The sequence below is a fragment of the Burkholderia sp. Ac-20353 genome (genome assembly GCF_017104785.1).
Classification (GTDB): Bacteria; Pseudomonadota; Gammaproteobacteria; order Burkholderiales; family Burkholderiaceae; genus Burkholderia.
In genome coordinates this window covers 1-23,055 of the sequence record NZ_JAAGPL010000101.1, presented here as the reverse complement: position 1 = coordinate 23,055, position 23,055 = coordinate 1, and the positions used below count along the sequence as shown (strand labels likewise).

General features: G+C 67.8%; 23 protein-coding genes and 1 tRNA gene. 10 read left to right on the top strand and 14 right to left on the bottom strand.

Translation table 11 applies throughout. The annotated features are described in order from the left end of the window. The first annotated feature begins 83 nt into the window (after positions 1 to 83). Entirely contained in the window at positions 84 to 968 is an 885-nt protein-coding gene (locus G3N94_RS25280; RefSeq protein WP_205795283.1) for a LysR family transcriptional regulator, read from the top strand. Positions 969 to 1,062: 94 nt separating this feature from the next. On the opposite strand, the gene G3N94_RS25275 is transcribed toward G3N94_RS25280, so the two are convergent. The 5 genes from G3N94_RS25275 to G3N94_RS25255 form a co-directional block, all read right to left on the bottom strand. Further along, complete coding sequence (locus G3N94_RS25275; RefSeq protein WP_205795282.1) at positions 1,063 to 1,521, bottom strand: CopD family protein; 459 nt, start codon at positions 1,519 to 1,521, stop codon at positions 1,063 to 1,065. Between the two features lie 269 nt (positions 1,522 to 1,790). Further along, a complete protein-coding gene (parC, locus tag G3N94_RS25270; protein ID WP_205795281.1) occupies positions 1,791 to 4,112 on the bottom strand; it encodes a DNA topoisomerase IV subunit A in 2,322 nt (773 codons plus the stop codon). Between the two features lie 119 nt (positions 4,113 to 4,231). Then, positions 4,232 to 6,214 carry a DNA topoisomerase IV subunit B gene (locus G3N94_RS25265; RefSeq protein WP_205795280.1) on the bottom strand — a complete coding sequence of 661 codons (1,983 nt, stop codon included), beginning with the start codon at positions 6,212 to 6,214 and terminating at the stop codon, positions 4,232 to 4,234. 227 nt (positions 6,215 to 6,441) lie between these two features. Beyond that, complete coding sequence (locus G3N94_RS25260) at positions 6,442 to 8,388, bottom strand: ATP-binding cassette domain-containing protein (RefSeq protein WP_205795279.1); 1,947 nt, start codon at positions 8,386 to 8,388, stop codon at positions 6,442 to 6,444. A gap of 200 nt (positions 8,389 to 8,588) precedes the next feature. Continuing rightward, positions 8,589 to 8,996: a DUF4399 domain-containing protein gene (locus G3N94_RS25255; protein ID WP_205795278.1), complete on the bottom strand. Its 408-nt coding sequence runs from the start codon at positions 8,994 to 8,996 to the stop codon at positions 8,589 to 8,591. Between the two features lie 198 nt (positions 8,997 to 9,194). On the opposite strand from G3N94_RS25255, the gene G3N94_RS25250 reads away from it, so the two are divergent. Together G3N94_RS25250 and G3N94_RS25245 are read left to right on the top strand one after the other, a co-directional pair. Continuing rightward, positions 9,195 to 9,377 carry a rubredoxin gene (locus G3N94_RS25250; protein WP_205795277.1) on the top strand — a complete coding sequence of 61 codons (183 nt, stop codon included), beginning with the start codon at positions 9,195 to 9,197 and terminating at the stop codon, positions 9,375 to 9,377. Positions 9,378 to 9,509: 132 nt separating this feature from the next. Then, positions 9,510 to 9,584: transfer RNA gene (locus G3N94_RS25245), tRNA-Arg, on the top strand. A 205-nt stretch (positions 9,585 to 9,789) separates the two neighbouring features. Here G3N94_RS25245 and eco read toward each other — a convergent pair. After that, a complete protein-coding gene (gene eco, locus G3N94_RS25240) occupies positions 9,790 to 10,290 on the bottom strand; it encodes a serine protease inhibitor ecotin (RefSeq protein WP_205795276.1) in 501 nt (166 codons plus the stop codon). Positions 10,291 to 10,428: 138 nt separating this feature from the next. Here eco and G3N94_RS25235 point away from each other — a divergent pair, with 138 nt between their 5' ends. Beyond that, positions 10,429 to 10,821 (top strand): hypothetical protein, encoded by a 393-nt coding sequence (locus G3N94_RS25235; RefSeq protein WP_205795275.1) that lies wholly within the window; start codon positions 10,429 to 10,431, stop codon positions 10,819 to 10,821. 221 nt (positions 10,822 to 11,042) lie between these two features. Here the strand turns inward: G3N94_RS25235 and G3N94_RS25230 are convergent, their stop codons facing one another. Continuing rightward, complete coding sequence (locus G3N94_RS25230; protein ID WP_205795274.1) at positions 11,043 to 11,468, bottom strand: hypothetical protein; 426 nt, start codon at positions 11,466 to 11,468, stop codon at positions 11,043 to 11,045. 116 nt (positions 11,469 to 11,584) lie between these two features. On the opposite strand from G3N94_RS25230, the gene G3N94_RS25225 reads away from it, so the two are divergent. Both G3N94_RS25225 and G3N94_RS25220 read left to right on the top strand, forming a co-directional pair. After that, entirely contained in the window at positions 11,585 to 11,965 is a 381-nt protein-coding gene (locus tag G3N94_RS25225; protein WP_205795273.1) for a DUF5594 family protein, read from the top strand. A gap of 298 nt (positions 11,966 to 12,263) precedes the next feature. After that, positions 12,264 to 13,631 (top strand): MFS transporter, encoded by a 1,368-nt coding sequence (locus tag G3N94_RS25220; protein WP_205795272.1) that lies wholly within the window; start codon positions 12,264 to 12,266, stop codon positions 13,629 to 13,631. A 129-nt stretch (positions 13,632 to 13,760) separates the two neighbouring features. Here G3N94_RS25220 and G3N94_RS25215 read toward each other — a convergent pair whose 3' ends face one another. The 3 genes from G3N94_RS25215 to G3N94_RS25210 all read right to left on the bottom strand — a co-directional run bounded on the left by G3N94_RS25215 (position 13,761) and on the right by G3N94_RS25210 (position 14,851). Continuing rightward, positions 13,761 to 14,351: an AAA family ATPase gene (locus tag G3N94_RS25215; protein WP_205795289.1), complete on the bottom strand. Its 591-nt coding sequence runs from the start codon at positions 14,349 to 14,351 to the stop codon at positions 13,761 to 13,763. Between the two features lie 10 nt (positions 14,352 to 14,361). Continuing rightward, on the bottom strand, positions 14,362 to 14,487 hold the full coding sequence (locus tag G3N94_RS43020; RefSeq protein ID WP_277398569.1) for a hypothetical protein: 126 nt from the start codon (positions 14,485 to 14,487) through the stop codon (positions 14,362 to 14,364). A gap of 166 nt (positions 14,488 to 14,653) precedes the next feature. Further along, positions 14,654 to 14,851: a hypothetical protein gene (locus tag G3N94_RS25210; protein WP_205795271.1), complete on the bottom strand. Its 198-nt coding sequence runs from the start codon at positions 14,849 to 14,851 to the stop codon at positions 14,654 to 14,656. A gap of 290 nt (positions 14,852 to 15,141) precedes the next feature. Here G3N94_RS25210 and G3N94_RS25205 point away from each other — a divergent pair, with 290 nt between their 5' ends. Together G3N94_RS25205 and G3N94_RS25200 are read left to right on the top strand one after the other, a co-directional pair. Then, a complete protein-coding gene (locus tag G3N94_RS25205; protein WP_205795270.1) occupies positions 15,142 to 15,693 on the top strand; it encodes a hypothetical protein in 552 nt (183 codons plus the stop codon). Then, positions 15,690 to 16,205: a hypothetical protein gene (locus G3N94_RS25200; RefSeq protein WP_205795269.1), complete on the top strand. Its 516-nt coding sequence runs from the start codon at positions 15,690 to 15,692 to the stop codon at positions 16,203 to 16,205. Before G3N94_RS25205 ends, G3N94_RS25200 begins: the two co-directional genes overlap by 4 nt. Before the next feature lie 69 nt (positions 16,206 to 16,274). Here the strand turns inward: G3N94_RS25200 and G3N94_RS25195 are convergent, their stop codons facing one another. Together G3N94_RS25195 and G3N94_RS25190 are read right to left on the bottom strand one after the other, a co-directional pair. Beyond that, positions 16,275 to 17,615 (bottom strand): nitrate/sulfonate/bicarbonate ABC transporter ATP-binding protein, encoded by a 1,341-nt coding sequence (locus tag G3N94_RS25195; RefSeq protein WP_205795268.1) that lies wholly within the window; start codon positions 17,613 to 17,615, stop codon positions 16,275 to 16,277. Between the two features lie 22 nt (positions 17,616 to 17,637). Further along, positions 17,638 to 19,392: an ABC transporter permease subunit gene (locus tag G3N94_RS25190; RefSeq protein ID WP_205795267.1), complete on the bottom strand. Its 1,755-nt coding sequence runs from the start codon at positions 19,390 to 19,392 to the stop codon at positions 17,638 to 17,640. Positions 19,393 to 19,894: 502 nt separating this feature from the next. Here G3N94_RS25190 and G3N94_RS25185 point away from each other — a divergent pair. Then, positions 19,895 to 20,161, top strand: coding sequence for a hypothetical protein (locus tag G3N94_RS25185; protein WP_205795266.1), 267 nt, complete (start codon positions 19,895 to 19,897; stop codon positions 20,159 to 20,161). A gap of 46 nt (positions 20,162 to 20,207) precedes the next feature. Here the strand turns inward: G3N94_RS25185 and G3N94_RS25180 are convergent, their stop codons facing one another. Beyond that, positions 20,208 to 21,521 carry an ATP-binding protein gene (locus G3N94_RS25180; protein WP_205795265.1) on the bottom strand — a complete coding sequence of 438 codons (1,314 nt, stop codon included), beginning with the start codon at positions 21,519 to 21,521 and terminating at the stop codon, positions 20,208 to 20,210. Beyond that, positions 21,505 to 22,230, bottom strand: coding sequence for a response regulator (locus G3N94_RS25175; protein WP_205795264.1), 726 nt, complete (start codon positions 22,228 to 22,230; stop codon positions 21,505 to 21,507). The genes G3N94_RS25180 and G3N94_RS25175 overlap by 17 nt, the downstream gene beginning before the upstream one ends. Positions 22,231 to 22,453: 223 nt before the next feature. Here G3N94_RS25175 and G3N94_RS25170 point away from each other — a divergent pair, with 223 nt between their 5' ends. Further along, the gene (locus G3N94_RS25170; protein WP_205795263.1) at positions 22,454 to 23,005 is read left to right on the top strand and encodes a periplasmic heavy metal sensor; all 552 of its coding nucleotides are present in this window, start codon (positions 22,454 to 22,456) and stop codon (positions 23,003 to 23,005) included. Positions 23,006 to 23,055: the final 50 nt, after the last annotated feature.

Here is a 23,055-nt window from a genome sequence, read left to right as displayed (position 1 = left end):
GTCCGCCATTCTGATCGGCATGACCGCGTGAATCCAATTGAGTATCATCGGTTTTTCCGATGAAACGATGCCAGGAGCCCCGCATGCGTCATGCCCCGGAAGCCTTGCTTGCGTTCGCCGAAGCCGCGCTGCTCGGCTCGTTCACGGCCGCCGCGCGCAAGCTCGGCAAGCGCCAGTCGACCGTGTCGGAAGCGATCGCGAACCTCGAGATCGATCTCGGCGTGCAGTTGTTCGACCGCTCGACGCGCGCGCCGACGCTGACCGACGCCGGACGCGCACTGCTGCCGCACGTGCAGCGCGCGCTCGAGGCTGGCGCGGCGATCGACCGCACCGCCGCCCGGCTCGCGCACGGCGAGGAGGCGCGGCTGACGCTCGTGGTGTCCGACACCTATCAGTCGAAGCGCTATGAGGAGACGCTGACCGCGCTCGAGCTGCGCTTTCCGGCACTCGAGCTCGAATGCCAGGTTGCCGAGCACGAGGACGTGCTGGACCTGATCCAGCAGGGCCGCGCGCAGCTCGGGCTGATGGCCGCGCGCGCGGCCTACCCGCCCGACATCGGCGCGGCGACGATCGCGGAGGAGTCGGAGATCGGGCTGTTCGTCGGGCGCACGCACCCGCTCGCCGCGCATCGCGACGCCGAGGTGCCGCATGCCGCGCTGCGCGATGCGCGCGAGCTGCGCCTCAATACGTACGCGACGCCGGACGGCCGCGAAGCGGACAGCCTGATCGTCGCCGGCACGCGCCGCTGGTCGGCGCCGAGCTACCTGATGCTGCTGGAGATGGCGGTGCTGGGATTCGGCTGGGCGGAACTGCCCCGCTGGATGGTCGAGCATTTCGCGCGCGACCAGCTCTGCGAGCTGCGGGCACGCGGCTGGCCGCGCCGGGTGCGGGTAGACGCGGTGTGGTCGCGCAGCCGGCCGCTCGGCCCCGCTGGCGCGTGGCTGCTCGACGCGATGCTGGCCGCGTGAACGGCGCGGCAAGCCGGACGGAAAGCGGGCACGAAAGCGGGAACGGAAACGGGCACGCCGCCGCGCACCGCCCGCGAAAAGCCGTCAGAAACTGTCAGAAGCCGCGCGACAGCACGGCCGCGCCGACCGTCACGACGCCGAGCACGAGGTTGACGACGACGAGCAGGCGCACCGCGTTCACCGCACGCGCGCCGTCGGGCCAGTTCTGCGCCTGCACCGCGCGGCGGATGCGCGGGAACAGCGCGAAACGGATGTGACCGAAGATCAGCATCATCACGACGCCGAGGCCGGCCATCGCGTGCAGCGCCCAGGTCGCGTGCGCGCCGCCGAACTGCATCAGCATGAAGCCGCCGGACAGCAGGATCACGATCACCGACCCCGCGACCCAGTTGAAGAAGCGGCCGAACACGCCCTCGATCAGCGGCAGCCGCAATTGCGGCGACAGGTCCGACAGCGCCGGCCGCAGGCAGAAGTTGGCGAACACCATCCCGCCCACCCACACGGCGACGGCCAGCAGATGGAGAAATAACGCGACGGCAATTGCGTGGGACATGGCGAGAATCCTGTTCTGTTATGTTTGGGATGCGGCGAACCGGCAGTCGCGGGCGAACCGGCGCGACTCAAGAACGCGTCGCGCAGGCTGCGCATCCGCGCTGCACCGAGCGACGTTCGACAGACACGCTACCGCTCGGTTCAGGCCTGCGCGAGGATTTCACAATATTTTGCAAGTCCTGCGTGACGGTACCACGCAGCGCCGATGAAAAAGGCCGCACGGCCGCCGAAGCGTCCGTGCGGCCCCAGGATGCCGCCGGTGATACGCGCTCAGCCGAGCAGCGGACGCAGCCCGCCGATGGTCTTGAGCTTCGTGTCCGGCGCGCGGCCCTTGCGCGCGCGCTTGCCGACCTGCGGCGCGAGCGCGCCTCCCGACAGCGTTTCCTCCTGCGCCTTGCCGCCACGGCCCGTGCCGATCAGCACGACGCCGGCCGGATCGATCGCGAGCGCCTGCACGAGGGTTTCCTTGTCGTCGAGTGCCATCAGGATCACGCCGCGACCGCCGCCCGACAGCGTCTTCATCTCGTCCATGCCGAACACGAGGAGCCGCCCGCCGCTCGACAGGCATGCGACCTGCGTCGCGTTCGGCAGCACCGGCATCGGCGCGAGCGGCGCCGCGCCCGCATCGATCGTCATGAACGCCTTGCCGGCCTTCACGCGGCTCACCATGTCGCCGACCTTCGCGAGGAAGCCGAAGCCGTTGCTCGACGCGAGCAGCAGCGGCTGCTCGGCCGGCGCCGCGAAGTAATGCATCAGGTGCGAGCCCGATTCGAGCTCGATCAGCGACGTGACGGGCACGCCGTCGCCGCGCCCGCCCGGCAGCACCGACACGTCGACCGAATACACGCGGCCGCTGCTGCCCCACGCGATCAGACGATCCGGCGTGCGGCACTGGAACGCCGCGTACAGGCTGTCGCCGGCCTTGAACGAGAAGCTCGCCGGATCGAGCCCATGGCCCTTCAGCGCGCGCACCCAGCCCTTCTGCGACACGACGACCGTCACCGGCTCGTCGACCACCTTCGCCTCGAACGTCGCGCGCTTTTCCTGCTGGATCAGCGTGCGGCGATCGTCGCCGTACTGCTTCGCATCGGCCTCGATCTCCTTGATCATCAGCCGCTTCATCGCGCTTTCGTTCGCGAGCAGCTCCTCGAGCTTCGCCTTCTCGTCGCGCAGCGACTCGAGCTCCTTCTCGATCTTGATCTTCTCGAGCCGCGCGAGCTGACGCAGGCGGATTTCGAGGATGTCTTCGGCCTGGCGCTCGGAGAGGCCGAACGCGCTCATCAGCGCGGCCTTCGGCTCGTCCGACTCGCGGATGATGCGGATCACCTCGTCGATGTTCAGGAAGACGATCATCCGGCCTTCGAGGATGTGGATCCGGTCGTCGACCTTCGCGAGACGGTGGCGGCAACGGCGCGTCATCGTGAGCTGGCGGAACTTCACCCACTCGTCGAGGATCGTCAGCAGCCCCTTCTGGCCCGGCCGGCCGTCGGCGCCGACCATCACGAGGTTCAGCGCCGCGTTCGATTCGAGGCTCGTGTACGCGAGCAGCGAATTGACGAACTCGGTCTGGTCGATCGTGCGCGACTTCGGCTCGAACACGAGCCGCACCGGCGCGTCCTTGCCCGACTCGTCGCGCACCGCGTCGAGCAGGTCGAGCATCGCCTTCTTCGTGTTGAGCTGCTCGGGCGTCAGCGTCTTCTTGCCGAGCTTGAGCTTCGGATTGGTCAGCTCCTCGATTTCCTCGAGCACCTTCTGGCCCGACGTGCTCGGCGGCAGCTCGGTGACGACGAGCTGCCACTGGCCGCGCGCGAGATCCTCGATCTTCCAGCGCGCGCGCACCTTCAGGCTGCCGCGGCCGCTCTCGTACGCAGCGGAGATTTCCGCGTCGCTCGAGATGATCTGGCCGCCGCCGGGGAAATCCGGGCCCGGGATCAGCGCCATCAGCTCAGCATGCGTAAGCTTTGGATGACGAATCAACGCGACCGCCGCCGCCGCGACTTCGCGCAGGTTGTGCGACGGGATCTCGGTCGCGAGACCGACGGCGATGCCCGACGCGCCGTTCAGCAGCACGAACGGCAGGCGGCCGGGCAGCGTCTTCGGCTCCTCGAACGAGCCGTCGTAGTTCGGCATGAAGTCGACCGTGCCCTGGTCGATCTCGTCGAGCAGCAGCTTCGAGATCGGCGTCAGGCGCGCTTCGGTGTAACGCATCGCCGCCGCGCCGTCGCCGTCGCGCGAGCCGAAGTTGCCCTGCCCGTCGATCAGCGGATAGCGCAGCGAGAAATCCTGCGCGAGTCGCACGAGCGCGTCGTACGCGGACTGGTCGCCGTGCGGGTGGTATTTGCCGAGCACGTCGCCGACGACGCGCGCCGACTTCACCGGCTTCGCGTCGGGGCCGAGGCCCATTTCGTTCATCGCGAACAGGATCCGGCGCTGCACCGGCTTCTGGCCGTCGCAGACGTCCGGCAGCGCGCGGCCCTTCACGACGCTGACCGCATAGCTGAGATACGCCTGCTCCGCATAGTTGCCGAGCGTCAGCGCGCCGTTGCCGGGCGCGTCAGACCCGGCAAAGAGATCGGGAGTGTTGTCGTCCATCTGAATTCGAATTCCGTGTTCGTGTGTGGCGCGCGCGCCGGCCGGGCGTCATGCCCGGCTCGTGCGCTGCAGGAAAACGCCGGGCCTGCCCGGGTTTTCCTGTCCCCGTCGGGGGGCGCTCAAATATCCGCTTCGACTTCGTTGCCCTTTTCCTCGAGCCAGCCGCGACGCGCGGCTGCCTCGCCCTTGCCCATCAGCATCGTCATCCGCGCGACCGTCGACTCGTAGTCGAGCTCGCCGAGCTTCACGGGCATCAGGCGCCGGGTGTCGGGGTTCATCGTCGTATCCCACAACTGCTCGGCGCTCATTTCGCCGAGACCCTTGAAGCGGCTGATGCTCCACTGCGTGTCGCGCACGCCGTCCTTGCGCAGCTTGTCGAGGATCGCCTCGAGCTCGCCGTCGTCGAGCGCGTACAGCTTCTGCGCGGGCTTCTTGCCGCGCGCGGGCGCATCGACGCGGAACAGCGGCGGCCGCGCGACGAACACGTGACCACGCTCGATCAGTTGCGGGAAATGCTTGAAGAACAGCGTGAGCAGCAGCACCTGGATGTGCGAGCCGTCGACGTCCGCGTCGGACAGGATGCAGATCTTGCCGTAGCGCAGGTTCGACAGGTCGACGGTGTCGTCCGGGCTGTGCGGATCGACGCCGATCGCCACCGAGATGTCGTGCACCTCGTTGTTCGCGAACAGGCGGTCGCGCTCGGTTTCCCACGTGTTCAGCACCTTGCCGCGCAGCGGCAGGATCGCCTGGTATTCCTTGTCGCGGCCCATCTTCGCGGAGCCGCCCGCCGAGTCGCCCTCGACGAGGAACAGCTCGTTGCGTGCGATATCTTCCGTCTCGCAGTCGGTCAGCTTGCCGGGCAGCACCGCGACGCCCGAGCTCTTGCGCTTCTCGACCTTCTGGCCCGCGCGGGTGCGCGCCTGCGCCTGCTTGATCACCAGTTCGGCGAGCTTTTTGCCGTGCTCGACGTGCTGGTTGAGCCACAGTTCGAGCGCCGGGCGCGAGAACGACGACACGAGCTTCACCGCGTCGCGGCTGTTCAGGCGTTCCTTGATCTGGCCTTGGAACTGCGGATCGAGCACCTTCGCGGACAGCACGAACGACACGCGCGCGAACACGTCTTCCGCGAGCAGCTTCACGCCCTTCGGCTGCAGGTTGTGCAGCTCGACGAAGCTCTTCACGGCCTGGTAGAGACCGTCGCGCAGCCCCGATTCGTGCGTGCCGCCGGCCGGCGTCGGGATCAGGTTCACATACGACTCGCGCACGAGCGAGCCTTCCTCGCTCCATGCGACGACCCACGTCGCGCCTTCGCCTTCGGCGAACGTATCGTCGCCCGAGCGCGAATCGGCGAAACGCTCGCCTTCGAACAGCGGGATCAGCAGCTCACTGCCGTTCATCTCGTCGAGCAGGTAGCCGCGCAGGCCGTCCTCGTACTTCCAGCTCTGGCGCTCGCCGCTCTTCTCGTTGACGAGCACGACCTCGACGCCCGGCAGCAGCACGGCCTTCGAGCGCAACAGGCGTTGCAGCTCGCCGAGCGGCAGGTTCGGCGAATCGAAGTATTTCGGATTCGGCCAGACCTGCACGCGCGTGCCGGACTTCTTCTCGCCACGGCCCGCGGACTGCGTGGCGAGCGGCTTCACGACGTCGCCGTCCGCAAAGCCGAGACCGGCAATCTTGCCGTCGCGCCAGACGGTCACGTCGAGACGTGTCGCGAGCGCGTTCGTCACCGACACGCCGACGCCGTGCAGGCCGCCCGAGAACGTGTAGGCGCCGCCCGCGGCCTTGTCGAACTTGCCGCCCGCGTGCAGGCGCGTGAATACGATCTCGACGACCGGCACGCCTTCCTCGGGATGCAGGCCGAACGGGATGCCTCGGCCGTCGTCCTCGACGGACACCGAATGGTCCGCGTGCAGCGTGACGATGATCTGCTTGCCGTAGCCGCCGAGCGCCTCGTCGGACGCGTTGTCGATGACTTCCTGGATGATGTGCAGCGGATTCTCGGTACGGGTGTACATGCCGGGCCGCTGCTTGACCGGCTCGAGACCCTTGAGCACCTTGATCGATGCTTCGCTATAGGCCGCGCTGGGCTTCTTCGTTGACATAGGCGCTGAAGTTCGTCATTCATCGGGACCTTGTCCACATCTCGTGTGGACAACGTCGTGGACAAAACGTTGAGTTCCGTAAAAAAGCGAATCGAAACAACGGTGTGCTTGGACTGCTCCGAAAGCGGGCGCGCAGCGTGCGCCGCGCAGCCCGAAACGCGCCGTATTCTACTGGTTCCGCGCGACACGCCACTGCGCGAAAAGCGGATCGCAGCGGCGCCGCTGCGTCACGGCTTGCGCTTTGCTTCGAGCGTCTCCCACCGTTCGAGCGCGGCGAGCAGCTCGTCGTCGATCGCCGAGAACCGCTCGGTCAGGCGCGTGCCTTCCTGCGGGTCCTTCGCGAAGATCGAACCGTCCTCGAGCTGCGCGCCGATCGTCTTCTGCTCTTCCTCGAGCGTCGCGATCCGGTCGGGCAGCGCATCGAGCTCGCGCTGTTCGTTGAACGACAGCTTCACGGTGCGCTGCGCATTGCGGCCCGCCGCGCCCTTCGCCGGCTCTTCCTTGGCGGGCGCCGCCTCCTTCACGACACGCTTCGCGGCTTCCTGCTGTGCGAGCTGCTGCGCGCGCTCGCTCTGGATCTGCCAGTCGCTGAAGCCGCCGACATATTCGCGCCACTTGCCGTCGCCTTCCGATGCGATCACCGACGTCACGACGTTGTCGAGAAACGCGCGGTCGTGGCTGACGAGCAGCACCGTACCGTCGTAGTCGGCCATCAGTTCCTCGAGCAGCTCGAGCGTCGGGATGTCGAGGTCGTTGGTCGGCTCGTCGAGCACCAGCACGTTCGCAGGCCGCGCGAACAGGCGCGCGAGCAACAGCCGGTTGCGCTCGCCGCCCGACAGCGATTTCACCGGCGAGCGCGCGCGTTCCGGCGCGAACAGGAAGTCGCCGAGATAGCTCATCACGTGTTTGCGGTTGCCGGCGATCTCGACCCATTCGCTGCCGGGGCTGATCGTGTCCGCAAGGCTCTTTTCCTGGTCGAGCTGCGCGCGCATCTGGTCGAAGTACGCGACCTGCAGGTTCGTGCCCGTGCGCACCGTGCCTTCGTCCGGCTTCAGCTCGCCGAGGATCAGCTTGAGCAGCGTGGTCTTGCCCGCGCCGTTCGGGCCGACGAAGCCGATCTTGTCGCCGCGCATCACCGTCGCCGAGAAACGGTCGACGACCGTGCGGCCGCCGTAGCGCTTCGTCACGTCGGTCAGCTCCGCGACGATCTTGCCGGACTTCTCGCCCTGCGCGACGTCGAGCTTCACGTTGCCCTGCGCATTGCGGCGCTCCGCGCGTTCGTTGCGCATCTGCACGAGCCGCGCGATGCGGCCGACGCTGCGCGTGCGGCGCGCCTCGACGCCCTTGCGGATCCACACTTCTTCCTGCGCGAGCAACTTGTCGAACTTCTCGTTCTCGACGCGCTCGACTTCGAGCTGCTGCGCCTTGCGCGTCTGGTACGCGGAGAAATTGCCCGGATACGACAGCAGGCGGCCGCGATCGAGTTCGACGATGCGGGTCGCGACGCGGTCGAGAAACGCGCGATCGTGCGTGATGAACAGCAGCCCCGCGCGCTGCGTGACGAGCAGCTCCTCGAGCCAGCGGATGCCGTCGAAGTCGAGGTGGTTGGTCGGCTCGTCGAGCAGCAGCACGTCGGGCTGCACGACGAGCGCGCGGGCCAGCGCGACACGCTTCTGCATCCCGCCCGACAGCGCGTCGACGCGCGCGTCGACATCCACGAGGCCGATCTGCGCGAGCGTCGTCGACACGCGCGTGCGCCAGTTCCACGCATCGTGTGCGTCGAGCGACGACTGCAGCGTGTTCATCCGTGCGAGCAGCGCATCGTGCTCGGCGCCTTCGGGGGTTTCCGCGAGACGGTGCGCGATCGTGTCGTATTCGTCGTGCAGCGCGCGTGCGTGCGTGAGACCCGACGCGACTGCGTCGAACACGGTCGCGCCCGGTTCGAATTCGGGTTCCTGCGGCACGTAGACGGTCACGAGCTCCTGCTGGCGCGTGACGAGGCCGTCATCGGGCCGAGCGAGATCGGCGACGATCTTCAGCAGCGACGACTTGCCCGCGCCGTTGCGGCCGATCAGGCCGACGCGCTCGCCGGCCTCGAGCGAGAAATCCGCGTGATCGAGCAACGCGACGTGACCGAACGCGAGCTGCGCGCCGGTAATGGAATAGAGCGACATGGGGAAGACGGCGAAGAGAAATCGGAAGCGCTCATTGTACCGGTGGCGGAGCCGCCGCCGGCATGGCTGAACGGATAACGCCGGACAGATGGTGCGGATGGCCGGGTTTGCGGGGTTTGCCGCGCGCTGTCGCCGGCTCCGCGCCCGGTGCGGCGCGCTCGCGCGTGGCAGCCGGGCCACCTGCGCGCGGTCGCCGGCGGTTACTTCACGTTGACGATGATGGTCTTGCTCAGTTCCGGACCATACGACCGGTGTGCGCCGTCGCCGAGCTGCAGCGTCAGCGTGTGCCGGCCCGGCGGCAGCGTCACGTCGGTCTCGGTCTGGGCCTTGCCGAAGTGCAGCGAATGCTCGCTCGCGGGGATCACGACGCCCTTCGACACCGGCGTGCCGTCGATCAGCAAGTGATGATGGCCCGTGTTCGGCGTCATGTCGCCGGCCGGTGCCAGATGAATGTCGCCTTCGAGACCGAACTTCACGTGCACCGGGTTCGACACCGTCGCGCCGTCGGCCGGCTCGATGAAAGACACGCGCGACTCGGCGCGCGCGATCGTCGACACCGCCAGCGCCGCCACGCACACCGCACCGGCGATCCACTTTCTGTTGAGCATCCTTTTCTCCTTCTGATTGACAGGCCCACGAAGCATACACTGCATGCCCGGCACGCGCGTTCGGGCCAGGTTGTTCGCGATGCGTACGTTTAAAACGACGTTACGGCCGAGTTCGGCGAAATTCCGGTACCATTGCGCCTTTCGTCCGCCGGCGACGCCGCGGACGGCACTCCCTGTTTTCATCATCCTGAGCGCGACATGAGCGAAGTGACCGAATACCAGAGCTGGGTCTGCCTGATTTGCGGGTGGGTCTACAACGAAGCGGAAGGGCTGCCCGACGAGGGCATCGCGGCCGGCACCCGCTTCGCCGACATTCCTGCCGACTGGCGTTGCCCGCTGTGCGACGTGAGCAAGGAAGACTTCGTCGTCGTCGATTTCTGACGGCCTGAGCGCGCGGCAAGTTCGCGTCGGCGCGCATGCCCCCTGCCGATGCGAACGCGCGTTTGCTATACTCTGCGCGCTGTCCACACCGCTGTCCGGCTCGCGCCGCGCGCGACAAGCCGGATCCGCAGGCTCCCCGTAGTTCAATGGATAGAACAAGCGCCTCCTAAGCGCTAGATACAGGTTCGATTCCTGTCGGGGGGACCAGCGACATCTCTGCATTCGCCGCCGGCACCGGCGATCCCGACGATTTCCCTGCTTCACGTTCGTTGTGCGTCATGCATGCGCGGGTTCGCTTACGCGTCAACACCGCCACCCCACATCGGTGCTCACCACGACCTGGCCACGACAGCCGGGCCGCTTTACGACTCACCGCGCCGGCATCGCGATACCGGCACGGCATGTCACCGCATTACTGCGCGGCTGCGTGCTTCACGTCACCCGACGCATGCCACACGCGATACCGCACTTCGAAGCCGCTCGGCACGTACACGACAATCGGCAGTCGGCTGTTATACCGCAGCAGTTGATCGTCGCCGCGCACCTGCACGAACCGTTCGCGCGGCGCCTGTCCCGGACAGGCCATCAGCGTCGACGCCGGCCCCTTCACGTCGGACAGCCGGTAATACGAATAGCCCCAGCCCTGCACGGTCTCGGTCGTCAGTGCGCCGCCGAACCACTGCTGGTTGCAGTCGGTCTGCAGCGTCTTGCCGATCATCAGCTCGACGCGCGCATCGGCTTCGTCGGCGAGCGCAGGCAGCGCAATCACGGCGCGCTGCTGGTCTACCGCGGGCAGCGGGAACATCTTGATCGATTCGGCCGACACGGCCGGCTCGGACGCAGGTCCCGCCGCGCATGCCGCGGCAGTCGTCACGCAAACGGCAGCCAGCGCGGCCCGGATCGCAAATTTCATCGTAATGCTCCTGTAAGACAATTGGCTCCGGATGCTAACACTTTCGCCGACCGACCTTACGCGGCTGTAACTTAGAGTCACAATTGCTGTCAGATGCGCGGCGCTCCGCCACATATGATCCGCTCAACGGAGAACGCCATGATCAAGCTCACCACCCTCACCGCCGCCGTCGCCACGCTGCTGACGGGCTGCGTCGTCGGCCCTGACGCCGGATACGGATACGGCTACGGTCAGCCCTACTATTCGGACCCCGGCTATGCATACGGCCCCACCTATCCACCCGTGTACGGCTCGGTGAACATCTGGGGCGGCGGCGGCGACCGTGACTGGGATCGCCGCGACTACCGCCACGGCGACCGCGACTGGCGGCACGACCGCGGCTGGGGCGACCGCGGCAACGCCAATGGAAACGGCTGGAATCACGGCAACGGCGGCAACCGCTCGGGCGACGGCAACCGCGCGAACGGCGGCAGCCGGGACTGGCGCAGCGGCCAGACCGACGACGACCGCGGACACGGCCGCTGGCACTGACGCAATTGCAACCGTTTGTATCCGGCGCGGGTGACGCGCGCCGGCGCGAATGACGTTGCGCCCGCATCCTTTTCACGCGTCTGCCGCAACACGCGCCAACGAAAAAGGCCCTCGCACGATGCGAGGGCCTTCTCGTTTCGGTTCCGCATTCGCCGGTAGCGGCCGCGGCACGCGATCATGGCGCCACGGCACCGCAGCCGCGCATGCACACGTCGCAGCGCTTACCACCCGGCCGGTTGCGCATAACCGTAGCCGGCCTGCGCCGGCGCCCCACACACATACGCGCGCTGATAGCGGTCATAGCAATAGCGGGGCTGGCCACCGTCGCCATCGTCGTCCTGATACTGCGCCTGCTGGTAGCTCGGCGGATAGGCGGGCGGCTGGTAGGCCGGCGCCTGATAGTACGTCGGCGGCTGATACGCCGGTGCCTGATACGCAGGCGCCTGGTACGCGACCGGCGGATTCAGCGCGGACGTCACGATCGCGCCCAGCACCGCGCCGCCGATCAGCGCGCCGATCACGGCGCCGTCGTCGCGGCCATGCGCGGATGCCGGCCCAGCGACGGCAAGCGAACCGGCGAGTACACACACTGCTGCGATCTTCTTCATGATGCACTCCCACGCGAAGTGGTACGGGATGCGATGCATTGTGGACGCGGCCCACCGTAATAGATGCAGCAAGTGGTAACGCACGATTACGCCGGGCCGTCCGGCCAAAACGCGCAAGCGCCGTGCTACATTTTCGGGACCAAGGAGACGCCCGCATGCAGCCCGAAACCGCCCGCCGTTTCGATACCGAATTCGCGCCGCGCATCGCGCGCGCGATCGCCGCATTCTTCGCCGACCACGTCGAGACCGACGTCGTCCCGTATGGCGGCCATGGCCACCCGACGCAGGTGCGCGTGCGCAGCGCGCCGCACGAACACGTGAGCGGCTTCGCGCATCCGCTGAACCTCGAGCTGACCTGGGACACCGACGAAATCGAACAGCTGATGGAGCCGCAAGGCATGGTGCGCTTCGAGCACTATCTCGCCGCGCTGCCGAGGAAGCTCGACGCGTGGCAGAGCGCGCGCGACGTCGATCTCGTGTCGCGCACGCAAGCGGACCCGCTCGTGCGGCTGGGCGGTCTCGACTTCGAGGGTTGACCGCGCGGCCGGCCCGCGTATTGGCCCGCGTATTGGCCCGCGTATTGGCCCGCGTATTGGCCTGAGCATCGGCCTGAGCATCGGCCTGAGCATCGGCCTGAGCATCGGCCTGAGCATCGGCCTGAGCATCGGCCTGCGTCGGCGACGCGTCGCGCGGCCCGGTGCTACACTCGGCCGGCTTGTGCCCGCCTCCGCGAGCGCGCGCAGCGCCCGCACTATCCCGCGCTTCAACCTGCCGTCCATCACCGCAAGGAGGCTCCATGGCCGCGTTCCGGCTCCAGACTGACGCGTTCCCGTCATGAATGCCGATACCGGCCTGCCGCTTCCGCAACGCTACTGGGCGATCGTCTGCGTCGCACTGGGCATCACGCTCGCCGTGCTCGACGGCGCGATCGCCAACGTCGCGCTGCCGACCATCGCACGCGACCTGCACGCATCCGACGCCGCGTCGATCTGGATCGTCAACGCGTACCAGCTCGCCGTCACGATCACGCTGCTGCCGCTTGCGTCGCTCGGCGAACGCGTCGGCTACCGCCGCGTCTACATCGCCGGCCTCGCGCTGTTCACCGTCGCGTCGCTCGGCTGCGCGCTCGCCACGTCGCTGCCGACGCTCGCAGTGCTGCGCGTAATCCAGGGCTTCGGCGCGTCGGGGATCATGAGCGTCAACGCGGCGCTCGTACGGATGATCTATCCGTCGTCGATGCTCGGCCGTGGCCTGTCGATCAATGCGATGGTGGTTGCGCTGTCGTCGGCGATCGGGCCGACGGTCGCGTCCGCCGTGCTGTCGGTCGCACCGTGGCCGTGGCTCTTCGCGATCAACGTGCCGATCGGCATTGCGGCGGTGCTCGGCAGCCTGCGCGCGCTGCCCGCCAACCCGCTGCACGACGCGCCATACGACATTCCGAGCGCACTGATGAACGCGTGCGTGTTCGGGCTGCTGATCATCGCGGTCGACGGGCTCGGCCATGGCGAGCGCGGTGCCGTCGTCGCCGCCGAATTCGCAGTGGCACTCGCCGTCGGCTACTTCTTCGTGAAGCGGCAACTGTCGCAGCCGGCGCCGCTACTGCCGGTCGACCTGATGCGCATCCCGATGTTCGCGCTGTCGATCTGCACGTCGGTCGCGTCGTTCACATCGCAGATGCTCGCATTCGTCGCGCTGCCGTTCTGGCTGCAGAATTCGCTCGGCTTCTCGCAAGTGCAGACGGGCCTCTACATGACGCCGTGGCCGCTCGTGATCGTCGTCGCCGCCCCGCTCGCCGGCGTGCTGTCCGACCGCTACTCGGCCGGCGTGCTCGGCGGCATCGGGCTTGCGCTGTTCGCGGCCGGGCTGCTGTCGCTCGCGACGATCGGCGCGCATCCGGGCACGGTCGACATCGTCTGGCGCATGGCATTGTGCGGCGCGGGCTTCGGGCTGTTCCAGTCGCCGAACAACCGCGCGATGCTGTCGTCGGCGCCGCGCGAACGCAGCGGCGGCGCGGGCGGCATGCTCAGCACCGCGCGGCTGACCGGGCAGACGCTCGGCGCCGCGCTCGTCGCGCTGATCTTCGGCGTCGCGCCCGCGCACGGGCCGACGGTCGCGCTCTACGTAGCAGCCGCGTTCGCGGCGGCCGCGGCCGTCGTCAGCACGCTGCGCATCGCGGCCCCGCAGCCGAACGCATCGGCCTGAGCCCGCCGTATCCGGCACATCCGGCACATCCGGCGCGGACGCGCGTCATGCCGTTCATGCCGTTCATGCCGTTCATGCCGTTCATGCCGTTCATGCCGTTCAGGCCGTGTCGGACTGCGTTGGGACACATCATCCCGCATCGAGCGCGTCCAGCACGAAGCGCACACGCGCCTTCACGCTCGCCCGCGGCAGCTCGATCAGCTGATAGCCGTACGACGAATAGCATTCGACCATCGCGTCGTAGGTGCGCACCGCTTCGGCGAAATCCTGGCGGCGCTCGGTGTCCTGCGTGTAGATGTCCGACCACGGCGGCGCGATAAACACGCGCCGGTGATAGCGGAAATGCCGTGCAGTTGCCTCCGCGTGCGCGGGCACCGCGAGTCCCGACAGCCGCAGGTAGCCGATCACGTCGGGCACGGCGCGGTCGAAGAAAACCGGCCCTCGCGCCTGTCGTGCGAGATGGTGCGAACGCATCTCCCAGCTCAGCATCAGCTCGGCGAAGGCCACCTGGTCGCGCCACGGCAGCGCCGGGCCGTCGACCGCCAGCTGGTCCTGGATCACGCCGCGTCCGGCCTCCTGCGAGCGCGCGAATCCGGCGCGCTCGAGCGCGTCGATCAGCGTGCTCTTGCCCGAGCCGGGCCCACCAGTCAGGATGAAGAACCGCCGGGTGGCGTCGTCCGCCCGGTCGTCCGCCCCATCATCCGCGCCGGGGCCGCGCATCGTCGCGCAATCACACATGCGCGCCCCGCAGGCCAGCCCGCCGCGTCACCGACACGACCATCGCGAGTCCACCCGCGCTCCGGCGCGAGTCCTCGCCGATCGCGACACGGTTCAATACGACGATCAATCTGCTCATGCGGCCTTCCCTCCTTGATTCGAACGACCTGCGCGCGTTACGCGCGCGTTGACGCGCGCAGCAGCCGGAATGTTGCTGCGCGGCAGTTCAGATGTGAGAAATAAAGCGAAATGCGAAAACTAAATGCGGCAACCGACTGCGACAACGAAATGCCGCGAAGACGACGTCACGCGTCCTGTTCCAGGCCGACGTCGCGTTGATAGTCGAGTCCTTCCGGCCGGGCTCCGCCCTGGTTGTGGTCGCCATCGGACGGCGGCATGGCTGGCGCGCCGACTGGTGGTGCGGATGGCGCATCGGTACGCGGCCGCGGACGGCCCGCGCCCGTGTCGGGCGGCTGTTGCGCAGGCCGTTTCGAACGGCGCATCGCTGGGTGTCTCATATAGGGAGCGGCGCGTGGCCGTCGTTGAAACATTCCATATCGAAAAAGTCTAGGTGCGTTCGTGGCGCCCCAAAAGTAACAATTACCCTCAATTTGTAACGTTGCGACCCCTTACCCAGCATCTGCCAGACAATAGCGCCGCGCGCGTGCGCGCGCCCCGCCGGCCCGCGATTTGTCAAAGCTTTGCAGTTTTCCTATGACAATTGCGAAACAATGGCACGGCACGTGAGCGCGTGCCCGCGTCGCCGCTCACCCAGACAGGACTCAACTCAGGGATGAACATTCGTTTCGAATCGCCGCGCCGGGCCATGCCGGCGCGCATCATGCTGGCGGTGGCCGCCACGGCCGCGCTGCTGTCCGGCTGCAACTCGCTGTACAGCGAAGGCGCGACGGCTGGTGCCGGCATTGCCGGCGCCGCGATCGCCTCCAAAGTCACCAACAATGCGGCAGTCGCGACGGGCATCGGCCTCGGCGCGGTCGCCGGCGCCCGCGCGGGTGTCCAGTACACGCAGCGCGTCGCGCACCGCTACACGCAGCAGCAGATCGCGACGGCGGCCGGGCCGCTCGACGTCGGCGGCGTCGCACCGTGGTCGACGAACCACTCGTTTCCGATCGAGGACGACGAGCGCGGCCGCGTGACGGTCAGCCGGATGATCAGCATCGGGCCGCTCGACTGCAAGGAAATCGTGTTCTCCGTCGATACGCCGGCGAAACCCGATGCGGCCGCGCAATCGGCGTTCTACGTCGCCACGATCTGCCGCGACGGCCCGGTGTGGAAGTGGGCGTCGGCCGAGCCCGCGACCGAGCGCTGGGGCGCGCTGCAATGAGCGTCGCGCTCCGTCTCGCGCGGCTCGGCGCCACACTCGCCACACTCGGCGTACTCGGCGCGGCCAGCGTCGCGCTCTCCGGCTGCGGCTCGGTCGGCGCGGCGAGCGGCGCGCTCGCGGGTGCGGCGACGGGCCTCGTGACCGCGAACCCGGCGGTCGGCATCGGGGTCGGCATCGCCGTGCAGGCGGCGACCGACGAGGCCGTGAACCGCACGATGAAGCAGCTTCATCAGAACCAGCAGGACGCGATCGCGCACGCGGTCGGCGGCCTTGCGGTCGGCGAAGCGAAGCCGTGGAAGGTGAAGAACACGATTCCGCTCGAGAACGGCGAAGGCGAGGTGCGCGTCACGCGCGCCTATTCGACGCCACTCGCGCTGTGCAAGGAATTCGCGTTTTCGGTGAAGGATGGCGCAAAGGCCAGCTGGTATTTCGCGAGCGCGTGCCAGCAAGGGTCGCACTGGAAGTGGGCATCGGCCGATCCGGCGGTCGACCGCTGGGGCAACCTGCAGTAACGCGTCGCGGCGCGCGCGCGGGTGCGCCGCGCGCATGTCGCTGCCGGGCCAGGCGGCCCGGCCCGTCGGTCAGGACTCGACGTCCTCGAGACTGAAGATCTCGGTCTGGTCGTTGTACGAGAAAATCTCGCCGTAACGGCTCCAGTCGATCACTGCGTCGAGCGTCTCCTCGGCCGCGGCGTCGGACAGGAAATCCTCGAGCTCCTGCTCGAAGCGCACGCGCGGCGCGCGATGGCCCGGCCGCTCGTTCAGCACCTTCTTGATCCGCGCGGCGAGCGGCACGTGCTTCAGCAGGTGGTCCGCGAACATCAGCTTGCGTTCCTGCGTGCCGAACTCCGCGAACACGCGTCCCGGCGGCGTCAGGAACACGTCGCCTTCGCGCACGTCCGCGAAACCGAGGTACTGCAGCACTTCGGCGATCGGGAACAGGTCGTCGACCTCGAGGTGCAGCGTGCGCGCGATTTCCGGCATGTCCGCGCGGCCATGGTACGGCGCCATCGCGAGCGTTTCGATCAGGCCAGCCATCAGGTTGGTCGACACCTGCGGCAACCAGCTGCCGAGTTCGAGCCCCTTCTTCGTCGCCTCGCCGATCTGGCGCGCGGTCATCTTCGCGTAGATGTCGTCCACCAGCTTGCGGAATGCCGGGTCGAGACGATTGCGCGGATGCTTGAACGGCACCTTGATCTCGGCGATCACGCGGCCCGGGTTCGACGACAGCACGAGAATCCGGTCGCACATGAACACCGCTTCCTCGATGTTGTGCGTGACGATCAGCACCGACTTGATCGGCATGCGGCCCTGCGTCCACAAGTCGAGCAGGTCGGTACGCAGCGTCTCGGCGGTCAGCACGTCGAGCGCCGAAAACGGCTCGTCCATCAGCAGGATCGTCGGATCGACGACCAGCGCGCGCGCGAAACCGACGCGCTGACGCATGCCGCCCGACAGCTCGCGCGGATACGCGTTCTCGAAGCCGTCGAGACCGATCAGGTCGATCGCCGCAAGCGCGCGCTCGCGTCGCCCGCGCGCGTCGACGCCGAGCGCCTCGAGGCCCGCTTCCACGTTCTGCAGCACGGTGAGCCACGGGAACAGCGCGAAGGTCTGGAACACCATCGCGACGCCTTCGGCCGGGCCGCGCAGCGGCTTGCCGAGGTAGCTTACCTCGCCGCCGGTCGGCTCGATCAGCCCGGCGATGATCCGCAACAGCGTCGATTTGCCCGAGCCCGAGCGGCCGAGCAGCCCGACGATCTCGCCTTCGCGCAGCGACAGGTTCGCGCCGTCGAGCACCAGCAGCTCGCCCTGGTTCTTGTTGAAGCCGCGGCTGACGTCGTCAACGCGCAGGATCTCCTCACCAAGCTTCGGCGGCGCCGGCTGCGTCTGAACGGGGGCGTTTACAGCATTCGGATTTTGCATCGCGTTTCGCTCTCAATCAGTTTCAGTCGAGTCGCAGCTTCGACTCGGCATAGGCATACAGCGGGCGCCACAGCACGCGGTTGAACAGGGTGACGAACAGCGACATCACGGCGATGCCGAGAATGATCTTCGGGAAATCGCCCGCGGCCGTCGTCTGCGCGATATATGCGCCGAGGCCGTGCGCCTCGATCTTGGTGTCGCCCCACTGGACGAACTCCGACACGATGCTCGCGTTCCATGCGCCGCCCGACGCGGTGATCGCGCCCGTCACGTAATACGGGAAGATGCCCGGCAGGATCGCCTGGCGCCACCACTGCCAGCCGCGAATGCGGAAGTTCGTCGCCGCCTCGCGGTAGTCGTTCGGATAGGAGGTCGCGCCGGCAATCACGTTGAACAGGATATACCACTGCGTACCGAGCACGATCAGCGGCGACAGCCAGATGTCGGCGTTCAGGTGGAATTTCACGATCACGATCACGAACACCGGGAACAGCAGGTTCGCCGGGAACGCGGCCAGGAACTGCGCGAGCGGCTGCACCTTTTCGGCGACCGCCGGGCGCAGCCCGATCCACACACCGATCGGTACCCAGATCACCGACGCGATCGCGATCAGCAGCATCACGCGCAGCAGCGTGATCAGACCGAGCACGATCACGTGGCCGACTTCGGCCATCGTCACGCCGGTCGCCACGAAGCTGATCACGCGCCAGACCACGTAGGCCGTGCCGAGCAGCACGAGGATCGCCCACACGATGTCGACGGCGAGCGACGCCTTCCTCTCGACGCGCGGCAGCGTGAAGCGCACGGCGCCCGACAGCGGCAGCCGGAACGGAATGCGCGCGGCCTTCGCGAAGAACCAGCCTGCCGGCACGAGCAGCTTGTGGATCAGCCGCGTGCGGCGCACGAGGTCGAGCAGCCACGACTCGGGCGCATTGCCGGAACTCGTGGTTTCCATCCGGAACTTGTCGGCCCACGCGACGAGCGGGCGGAACAGCAGCTGGTCATACGCGAGGATCACGACCGTCATCGCGAGGATCACCCAGCCGATCGCGCCGAGGTTCTTGTCGCCGATCGCCTGCGCGAGATACGCGCCGATGCCCGGCAGCGTGATCGTGTGGTTGCCGACCGTGATCGCCTCCGACGCGACGACGAAGAACCAGCCGCCCGACATCGACATCATCATGTTCCAGATCAGGCCCGGCATCGAGAACGGCACCTCGAGCTTCCAGAAGCGTTGCCACCCGGTCAGGTGGAAGCTGCGCGACACTTCGTCGAGATCGCGCGGCACAGTGCGCAGCGACTGGTAGAAGCTGAACGTCATGTTCCACGCCTGGCTCGTGAAGATCGCGAAGATCGCGGCGAGTTCGGCGCCGAGCACGCGGCTCGGGAACAGCGCGAGGAAGAACGTGACCGTAAACGAGATATAGCCGAGCACCGGCACCGACTGCAGGATGTCGAGAATCGGCACGAGCACCATGCCGGCCCGGCGGCTTTTCGCCGCGAGCGTGCCATACACGAGCGTGAACACGAGCGACGCGACCATCGCGGCGAGCATCCGCAGCGTCGTACGCAGCGCGTATTCGGGCAGGTTCGACGGGTCGAGCGAAATCTTCTGCGTATTGAGGGTCGCGATCGGCGCCATCGTTTCGTGGAAACCGACGACCGCCATCGCGATCAGGCAGATGATCAGCGGAAAGGCGATGAAATCCCACCGGTTCGGCAGGACGCGCCATGCGGATGCATTGGCGATCCGGTTCGGATCGAATCCGAAATCCATCAGGCGCTCTCCCCGGTAAGGCCAATCGAAGCGAAGTAATTGACCGGCAGACGATGTTGAATCATGGCAAAGCGCACGGGCGCGGTAATTCGTGTTGACACGCGATGTAAGGCGGACGCAATGCGCGACGCGTGCTGACAGCGCCACCGCGCGCGGATCCCGGCCGAGTCGTCCCGCGAACGGCACGACACTACTACAACCTCTATTTCAGGCACAACCTTCCGGGGCGAAACGGTGGATCCCGGCCACAGCCGCGGACGAATCGGGCCCGGAACGGGCGGGCGGCGGACGGATCGGCGCAGCGGGCGGGTTCACGATCGAGCCGGCCCGCAGTCTCCCGGCCGACGCGCTGGCCCGAATTATGCCGTGATCCGGCCCGATCGTGAACCCGCTCGCTGCACGCGACACGAAACCGTGTGCGGCATCAGCAGCCGGACACGGTGAAGCAGGTATGATCAGGGCTAGCCCCTACGGGGATCGTTCGACGAGCGGGAGGAAGGGAATGGCAGGAAACTTGGTGATCGTCTGCCGCGATCAGGATGCCGATGCGTTCTACGAGCTGATGCAGGAATACGGTTCGTTCCAGACGCGGCTGTCGTCGACATCGTGGTACCTGAACATGAACATCGTGCCGGAATCGCTGCAGGAAGAGATCCTCGAGCGTCTCGGCCGGTACACGACCGTCTATATCTTCGAGGCCACCAGCGTGACCTACAACACGATCGACAGCAACGCGGCCGAGACGCTCGGCACGCTGTTCGGCGAATGACGCGGCATGGCGCCCCGCGCAGCCGCGCGGGCGCCATGCGTGCCGCTCACGCGGCCTGCGCGTGCGTCTCGTCCTTCGGCACCACGTCGAACGGAAACGTCATCTCGACGCGCAGCCCCCCTTGGGGCCGGTTGCCGATCTCGCACGTCCCGCCCAGCCGCAGCACCAGCCGCTCGACGATCGCGAGCCCGAGGCCGCTGTGCCCGTTGCCGCCGCGCGCGGGGTCGAGACGGACGAACGGCCGCGTCGCGACCGCGAGATCGCGCGGCGCGATGCCGCCGCCGTGGTCGCTGACCGCCAGCACGTAGCCGGTCGCGGTGCGCGTGGTTTCGACGACCACGGGCGGCGCACCGTATGCGTGCGCGTTGTCGAGCAGGTTCGACAGGATCCGGTCGAGCGTCGCGGTCGGCAGCAGGAAGCCCGGGTCCGCGGCGAGCCGGGTCTCGACGGTCGGCGCGTTCGGCGCCACCGCGCGATAAGTGCGCGCGATCCGCTCGCAGGCCTGGTCGACCGGCACCGGCTCGCTGCGGTCGTGGCCGCCGTGCGCGAACACGAGGAACTGGTCGACGATGTGCGTCATCGAGTCGACGTCGCGCACGACGCCGTCACGCAGCCGTGCATCGTCCATCATCTCGGCACGCAGGCGCATCCTGGCAAGCGGCGTGCGCAGGTCGTGCGCGACGCCCGCCAGCATCACCGCGCGGTCGTTCTCGGCGCGCGACACCTGCTCCACCATCTGGTTGAAACCGTGCGTGAGCTGGCGCAGCTCGCGCGGCCCGTGCTCGCGCAGCGGCGGCACCGGCTGGCCGCGGCCGAAGCGCGCGACCGCGCGCGCAAGCGAACGCAGCGGCTGCTGCAGCTGCCAGGCCGCGAACAGCGCGGCGATCACGCCGGCCGAGAAAATCGTGCCCAGCCACAGCAGCATCCGGTCCAGCGAGCGCGGCGGCCGCAGCGGCTGCACGGGGATCACGATCCAGTTCGCATCGGTCGGCTCCTTGACCCACAGCACCGGCGGATGGCCCGGCGCACCGACCACGACGCGCGTGCCGGCCGGCATCCGGTCGCTCACGTCGTCGCGGAAGCGCTTCAGGGACGGCGGCAGCGTGCCGTCCTGATGCGGGACATCGGGGCTGTCGGGCGGCACGAGCCGCACGCGCGACGGCAGCGGCTGATCCGGCGTGCGGGCGACGTGCTGGCGCACCGCATCGACGAGAAACGCGGCCTCCTCGACCGCATAGCGCGTCTGCATATGGTTGCGCTCGAGCCGGATCGCGAAATACCACGCGAAGTGCGATAGCAGCAGGACGCCGATGACGAGCAGCGACAGCCGGCCGAACAGCGAATCAATGGGTTTGCGCATGGGCCTCGCCGTCGGGCACGAACACGTAGCCGCGCCCGCGCACCGTCTGAATGAAGCGCGGCGTCGACGGATCCGTTTCGAGGATGCGGCGCAGGCGCCACACCTGCACGTCGATGCCGCGGTCGGTGCCGTCGTATTCGGGCCCGTGCAGCAGCTCGAGCAGGCGCCGGGGGTTAGGCGGGCGGAGCGGGTGGTGGACGAAGATTTTCAGGAGCGCGAGTTCGCTGCTGGACAGGGTCGCGGGCTTGCGGGCGACCGACAGCGTGCGCCCCTGGAAGTCGGGCACGAAGCGGCCGAACGCGTACGGCGCGCGCTGCTCGGGCGCCGCGGCCGACGGCGTCGCGCGGCGGCGGCGCAGCACCGCCTGCACGCGCGCGAGCAGCTCGCGCGGGTTGAACGGCTTGCCGAGGTAGTCGTCCGCGCCGAGCTCGAGCCCGACGATGCGGTCGACGTCGTCGGCACGCGCGGTGAGCATGATCACCGGGATGTCGTCGCCGGCCGCGCGCAGCTGGCGCAGCGCGGTGAGGCCGTCCACGCCCGGCATCATCAGGTCCAGCACGATCAGGTCGGGACGCTCGCGCTCGAGGCGCTTCTCGAGCGTCGCCGCGTCGTGCAGCACGGACACTTCCATTCCCTGGCGCACGAGGTAGTCGCGCAGCAGGTCGCGGAGTTCTTGGTCGTCGTCGACGATGAGGATCTGGGTAGTCATGGCTCGAAGTTTACCGCGCGAGGGCGGTCGCAAAGAACGATACAAAGGGACGAAAGGGTTACTGCGGGTTACCGCGCAAGCGAACTGTAATGCACGGTAATTCCGCCACCGGCTCGCGTAACAACGGCCGGGACTCGCGCCGCTAACCTGCGTCTTACCGGATGCGACGCCCGGCTTCCCCGCCGCCGCATCGCCGGACCATTTGGATACAGGAGTTTCTGAAATGTATAAGAAGACGTCCCGAGTGGCCATTGCGGCCGCCACTGTGCTCGCTCTCGCGTTCGGCACCGCGCATGCGGCGCCTCCGGCCGACGCGCCGCCGCCGGGCGGGCCGGGCATGCACCAGATGCACGAGCACGGCGGCGGCCCGTTCGGCGCGATCCTGCGCGTGCACGACCAGCTGAAGCTCACGGCCGCGCAGGAGCAACAGTGGCAGACCGCGGTCAACACGATGAAGCAGAACCGCGACGCGATGCGCAAGAGCCACGAGCAAATGCGCGAACAGCTCAAGGCGCAGCAGAACCAGCCGATCCTCGACCTGAACGCGCTGCATGCGGCACACCAGCGGGCCGAGCAGCAGAACGCGCAGCTGCGCGAGCAGAGCACCGCCGCGTGGCTCGCGTTCTACAACGGCCTGAACGACCAGCAGAAGACGACGGTCAGCACCGCGATCAAGCAGCAGTTCGCGCGGATGGAGCAGCGCCACGAGAAGATGAAGGAGCGCTGGGAGCAGCACCGCCAGGCGGGCAAGGCCGCATCGGCGCCGGCGCAGTAAGCCGGCCGGCCGCCGTGCGCGCCCCGTGCGGCGGCCATGCGGACGCGGGC

What these genes read in the sequence shown, in the direction of transcription:
- G3N94_RS25200 (WP_205795269.1), top strand. Translation starts at nt 15,690, where the DNA reads ATGAGCGTCGCGCTCCGTCTCGCGCGGCTCGGCGCCACACTCGCCACA.
- G3N94_RS25180 (WP_205795265.1), bottom strand. Translation starts at nt 21,521, where the DNA reads ATGCGCAAACCCATTGATTCGCTGTTCGGCCGGCTGTCGCTGCTCGTC.
- G3N94_RS25225 (WP_205795273.1), top strand. Translation starts at nt 11,585, where the DNA reads ATGCAGCCCGAAACCGCCCGCCGTTTCGATACCGAATTCGCGCCGCGC.
- G3N94_RS43020 (WP_277398569.1), bottom strand. Translation starts at nt 14,487, where the DNA reads ATGAGCAGATTGATCGTCGTATTGAACCGTGTCGCGATCGGCGAGGAC.
- G3N94_RS25220 (WP_205795272.1), top strand. Translation starts at nt 12,264, where the DNA reads ATGAATGCCGATACCGGCCTGCCGCTTCCGCAACGCTACTGGGCGATC.
- G3N94_RS25170 (WP_205795263.1), top strand. Translation starts at nt 22,454, where the DNA reads ATGTATAAGAAGACGTCCCGAGTGGCCATTGCGGCCGCCACTGTGCTC.
- G3N94_RS25255 (WP_205795278.1), bottom strand. Translation starts at nt 8,996, where the DNA reads ATGCTCAACAGAAAGTGGATCGCCGGTGCGGTGTGCGTGGCGGCGCTG.
- G3N94_RS25280 (WP_205795283.1), top strand. Translation starts at nt 84, where the DNA reads ATGCGTCATGCCCCGGAAGCCTTGCTTGCGTTCGCCGAAGCCGCGCTG.
- G3N94_RS25215 (WP_205795289.1), bottom strand. Translation starts at nt 14,351, where the DNA reads ATGCGCGGCCCCGGCGCGGATGATGGGGCGGACGACCGGGCGGACGAC.
- G3N94_RS25250 (WP_205795277.1), top strand. Translation starts at nt 9,195, where the DNA reads ATGAGCGAAGTGACCGAATACCAGAGCTGGGTCTGCCTGATTTGCGGG.
- G3N94_RS25230 (WP_205795274.1), bottom strand. Translation starts at nt 11,468, where the DNA reads ATGCATCGCATCCCGTACCACTTCGCGTGGGAGTGCATCATGAAGAAG.
- G3N94_RS25195 (WP_205795268.1), bottom strand. Translation starts at nt 17,615, where the DNA reads ATGCAAAATCCGAATGCTGTAAACGCCCCCGTTCAGACGCAGCCGGCG.
- G3N94_RS25190 (WP_205795267.1), bottom strand. Translation starts at nt 19,392, where the DNA reads ATGGATTTCGGATTCGATCCGAACCGGATCGCCAATGCATCCGCATGG.
- G3N94_RS25260 (WP_205795279.1), bottom strand. Translation starts at nt 8,388, where the DNA reads ATGTCGCTCTATTCCATTACCGGCGCGCAGCTCGCGTTCGGTCACGTC.
- eco (WP_205795276.1), bottom strand. Translation starts at nt 10,290, where the DNA reads ATGAAATTTGCGATCCGGGCCGCGCTGGCTGCCGTTTGCGTGACGACT.
- G3N94_RS25275 (WP_205795282.1), bottom strand. Translation starts at nt 1,521, where the DNA reads ATGTCCCACGCAATTGCCGTCGCGTTATTTCTCCATCTGCTGGCCGTC.
- G3N94_RS25185 (WP_205795266.1), top strand. Translation starts at nt 19,895, where the DNA reads ATGGCAGGAAACTTGGTGATCGTCTGCCGCGATCAGGATGCCGATGCG.
- G3N94_RS25205 (WP_205795270.1), top strand. Translation starts at nt 15,142, where the DNA reads ATGAACATTCGTTTCGAATCGCCGCGCCGGGCCATGCCGGCGCGCATC.
- G3N94_RS25265 (WP_205795280.1), bottom strand. Translation starts at nt 6,214, where the DNA reads ATGTCAACGAAGAAGCCCAGCGCGGCCTATAGCGAAGCATCGATCAAG.
- parC (WP_205795281.1), bottom strand. Translation starts at nt 4,112, where the DNA reads ATGGACGACAACACTCCCGATCTCTTTGCCGGGTCTGACGCGCCCGGC.
- G3N94_RS25175 (WP_205795264.1), bottom strand. Translation starts at nt 22,230, where the DNA reads ATGACTACCCAGATCCTCATCGTCGACGACGACCAAGAACTCCGCGAC.
- G3N94_RS25235 (WP_205795275.1), top strand. Translation starts at nt 10,429, where the DNA reads ATGATCAAGCTCACCACCCTCACCGCCGCCGTCGCCACGCTGCTGACG.
- G3N94_RS25210 (WP_205795271.1), bottom strand. Translation starts at nt 14,851, where the DNA reads ATGCGCCGTTCGAAACGGCCTGCGCAACAGCCGCCCGACACGGGCGCG.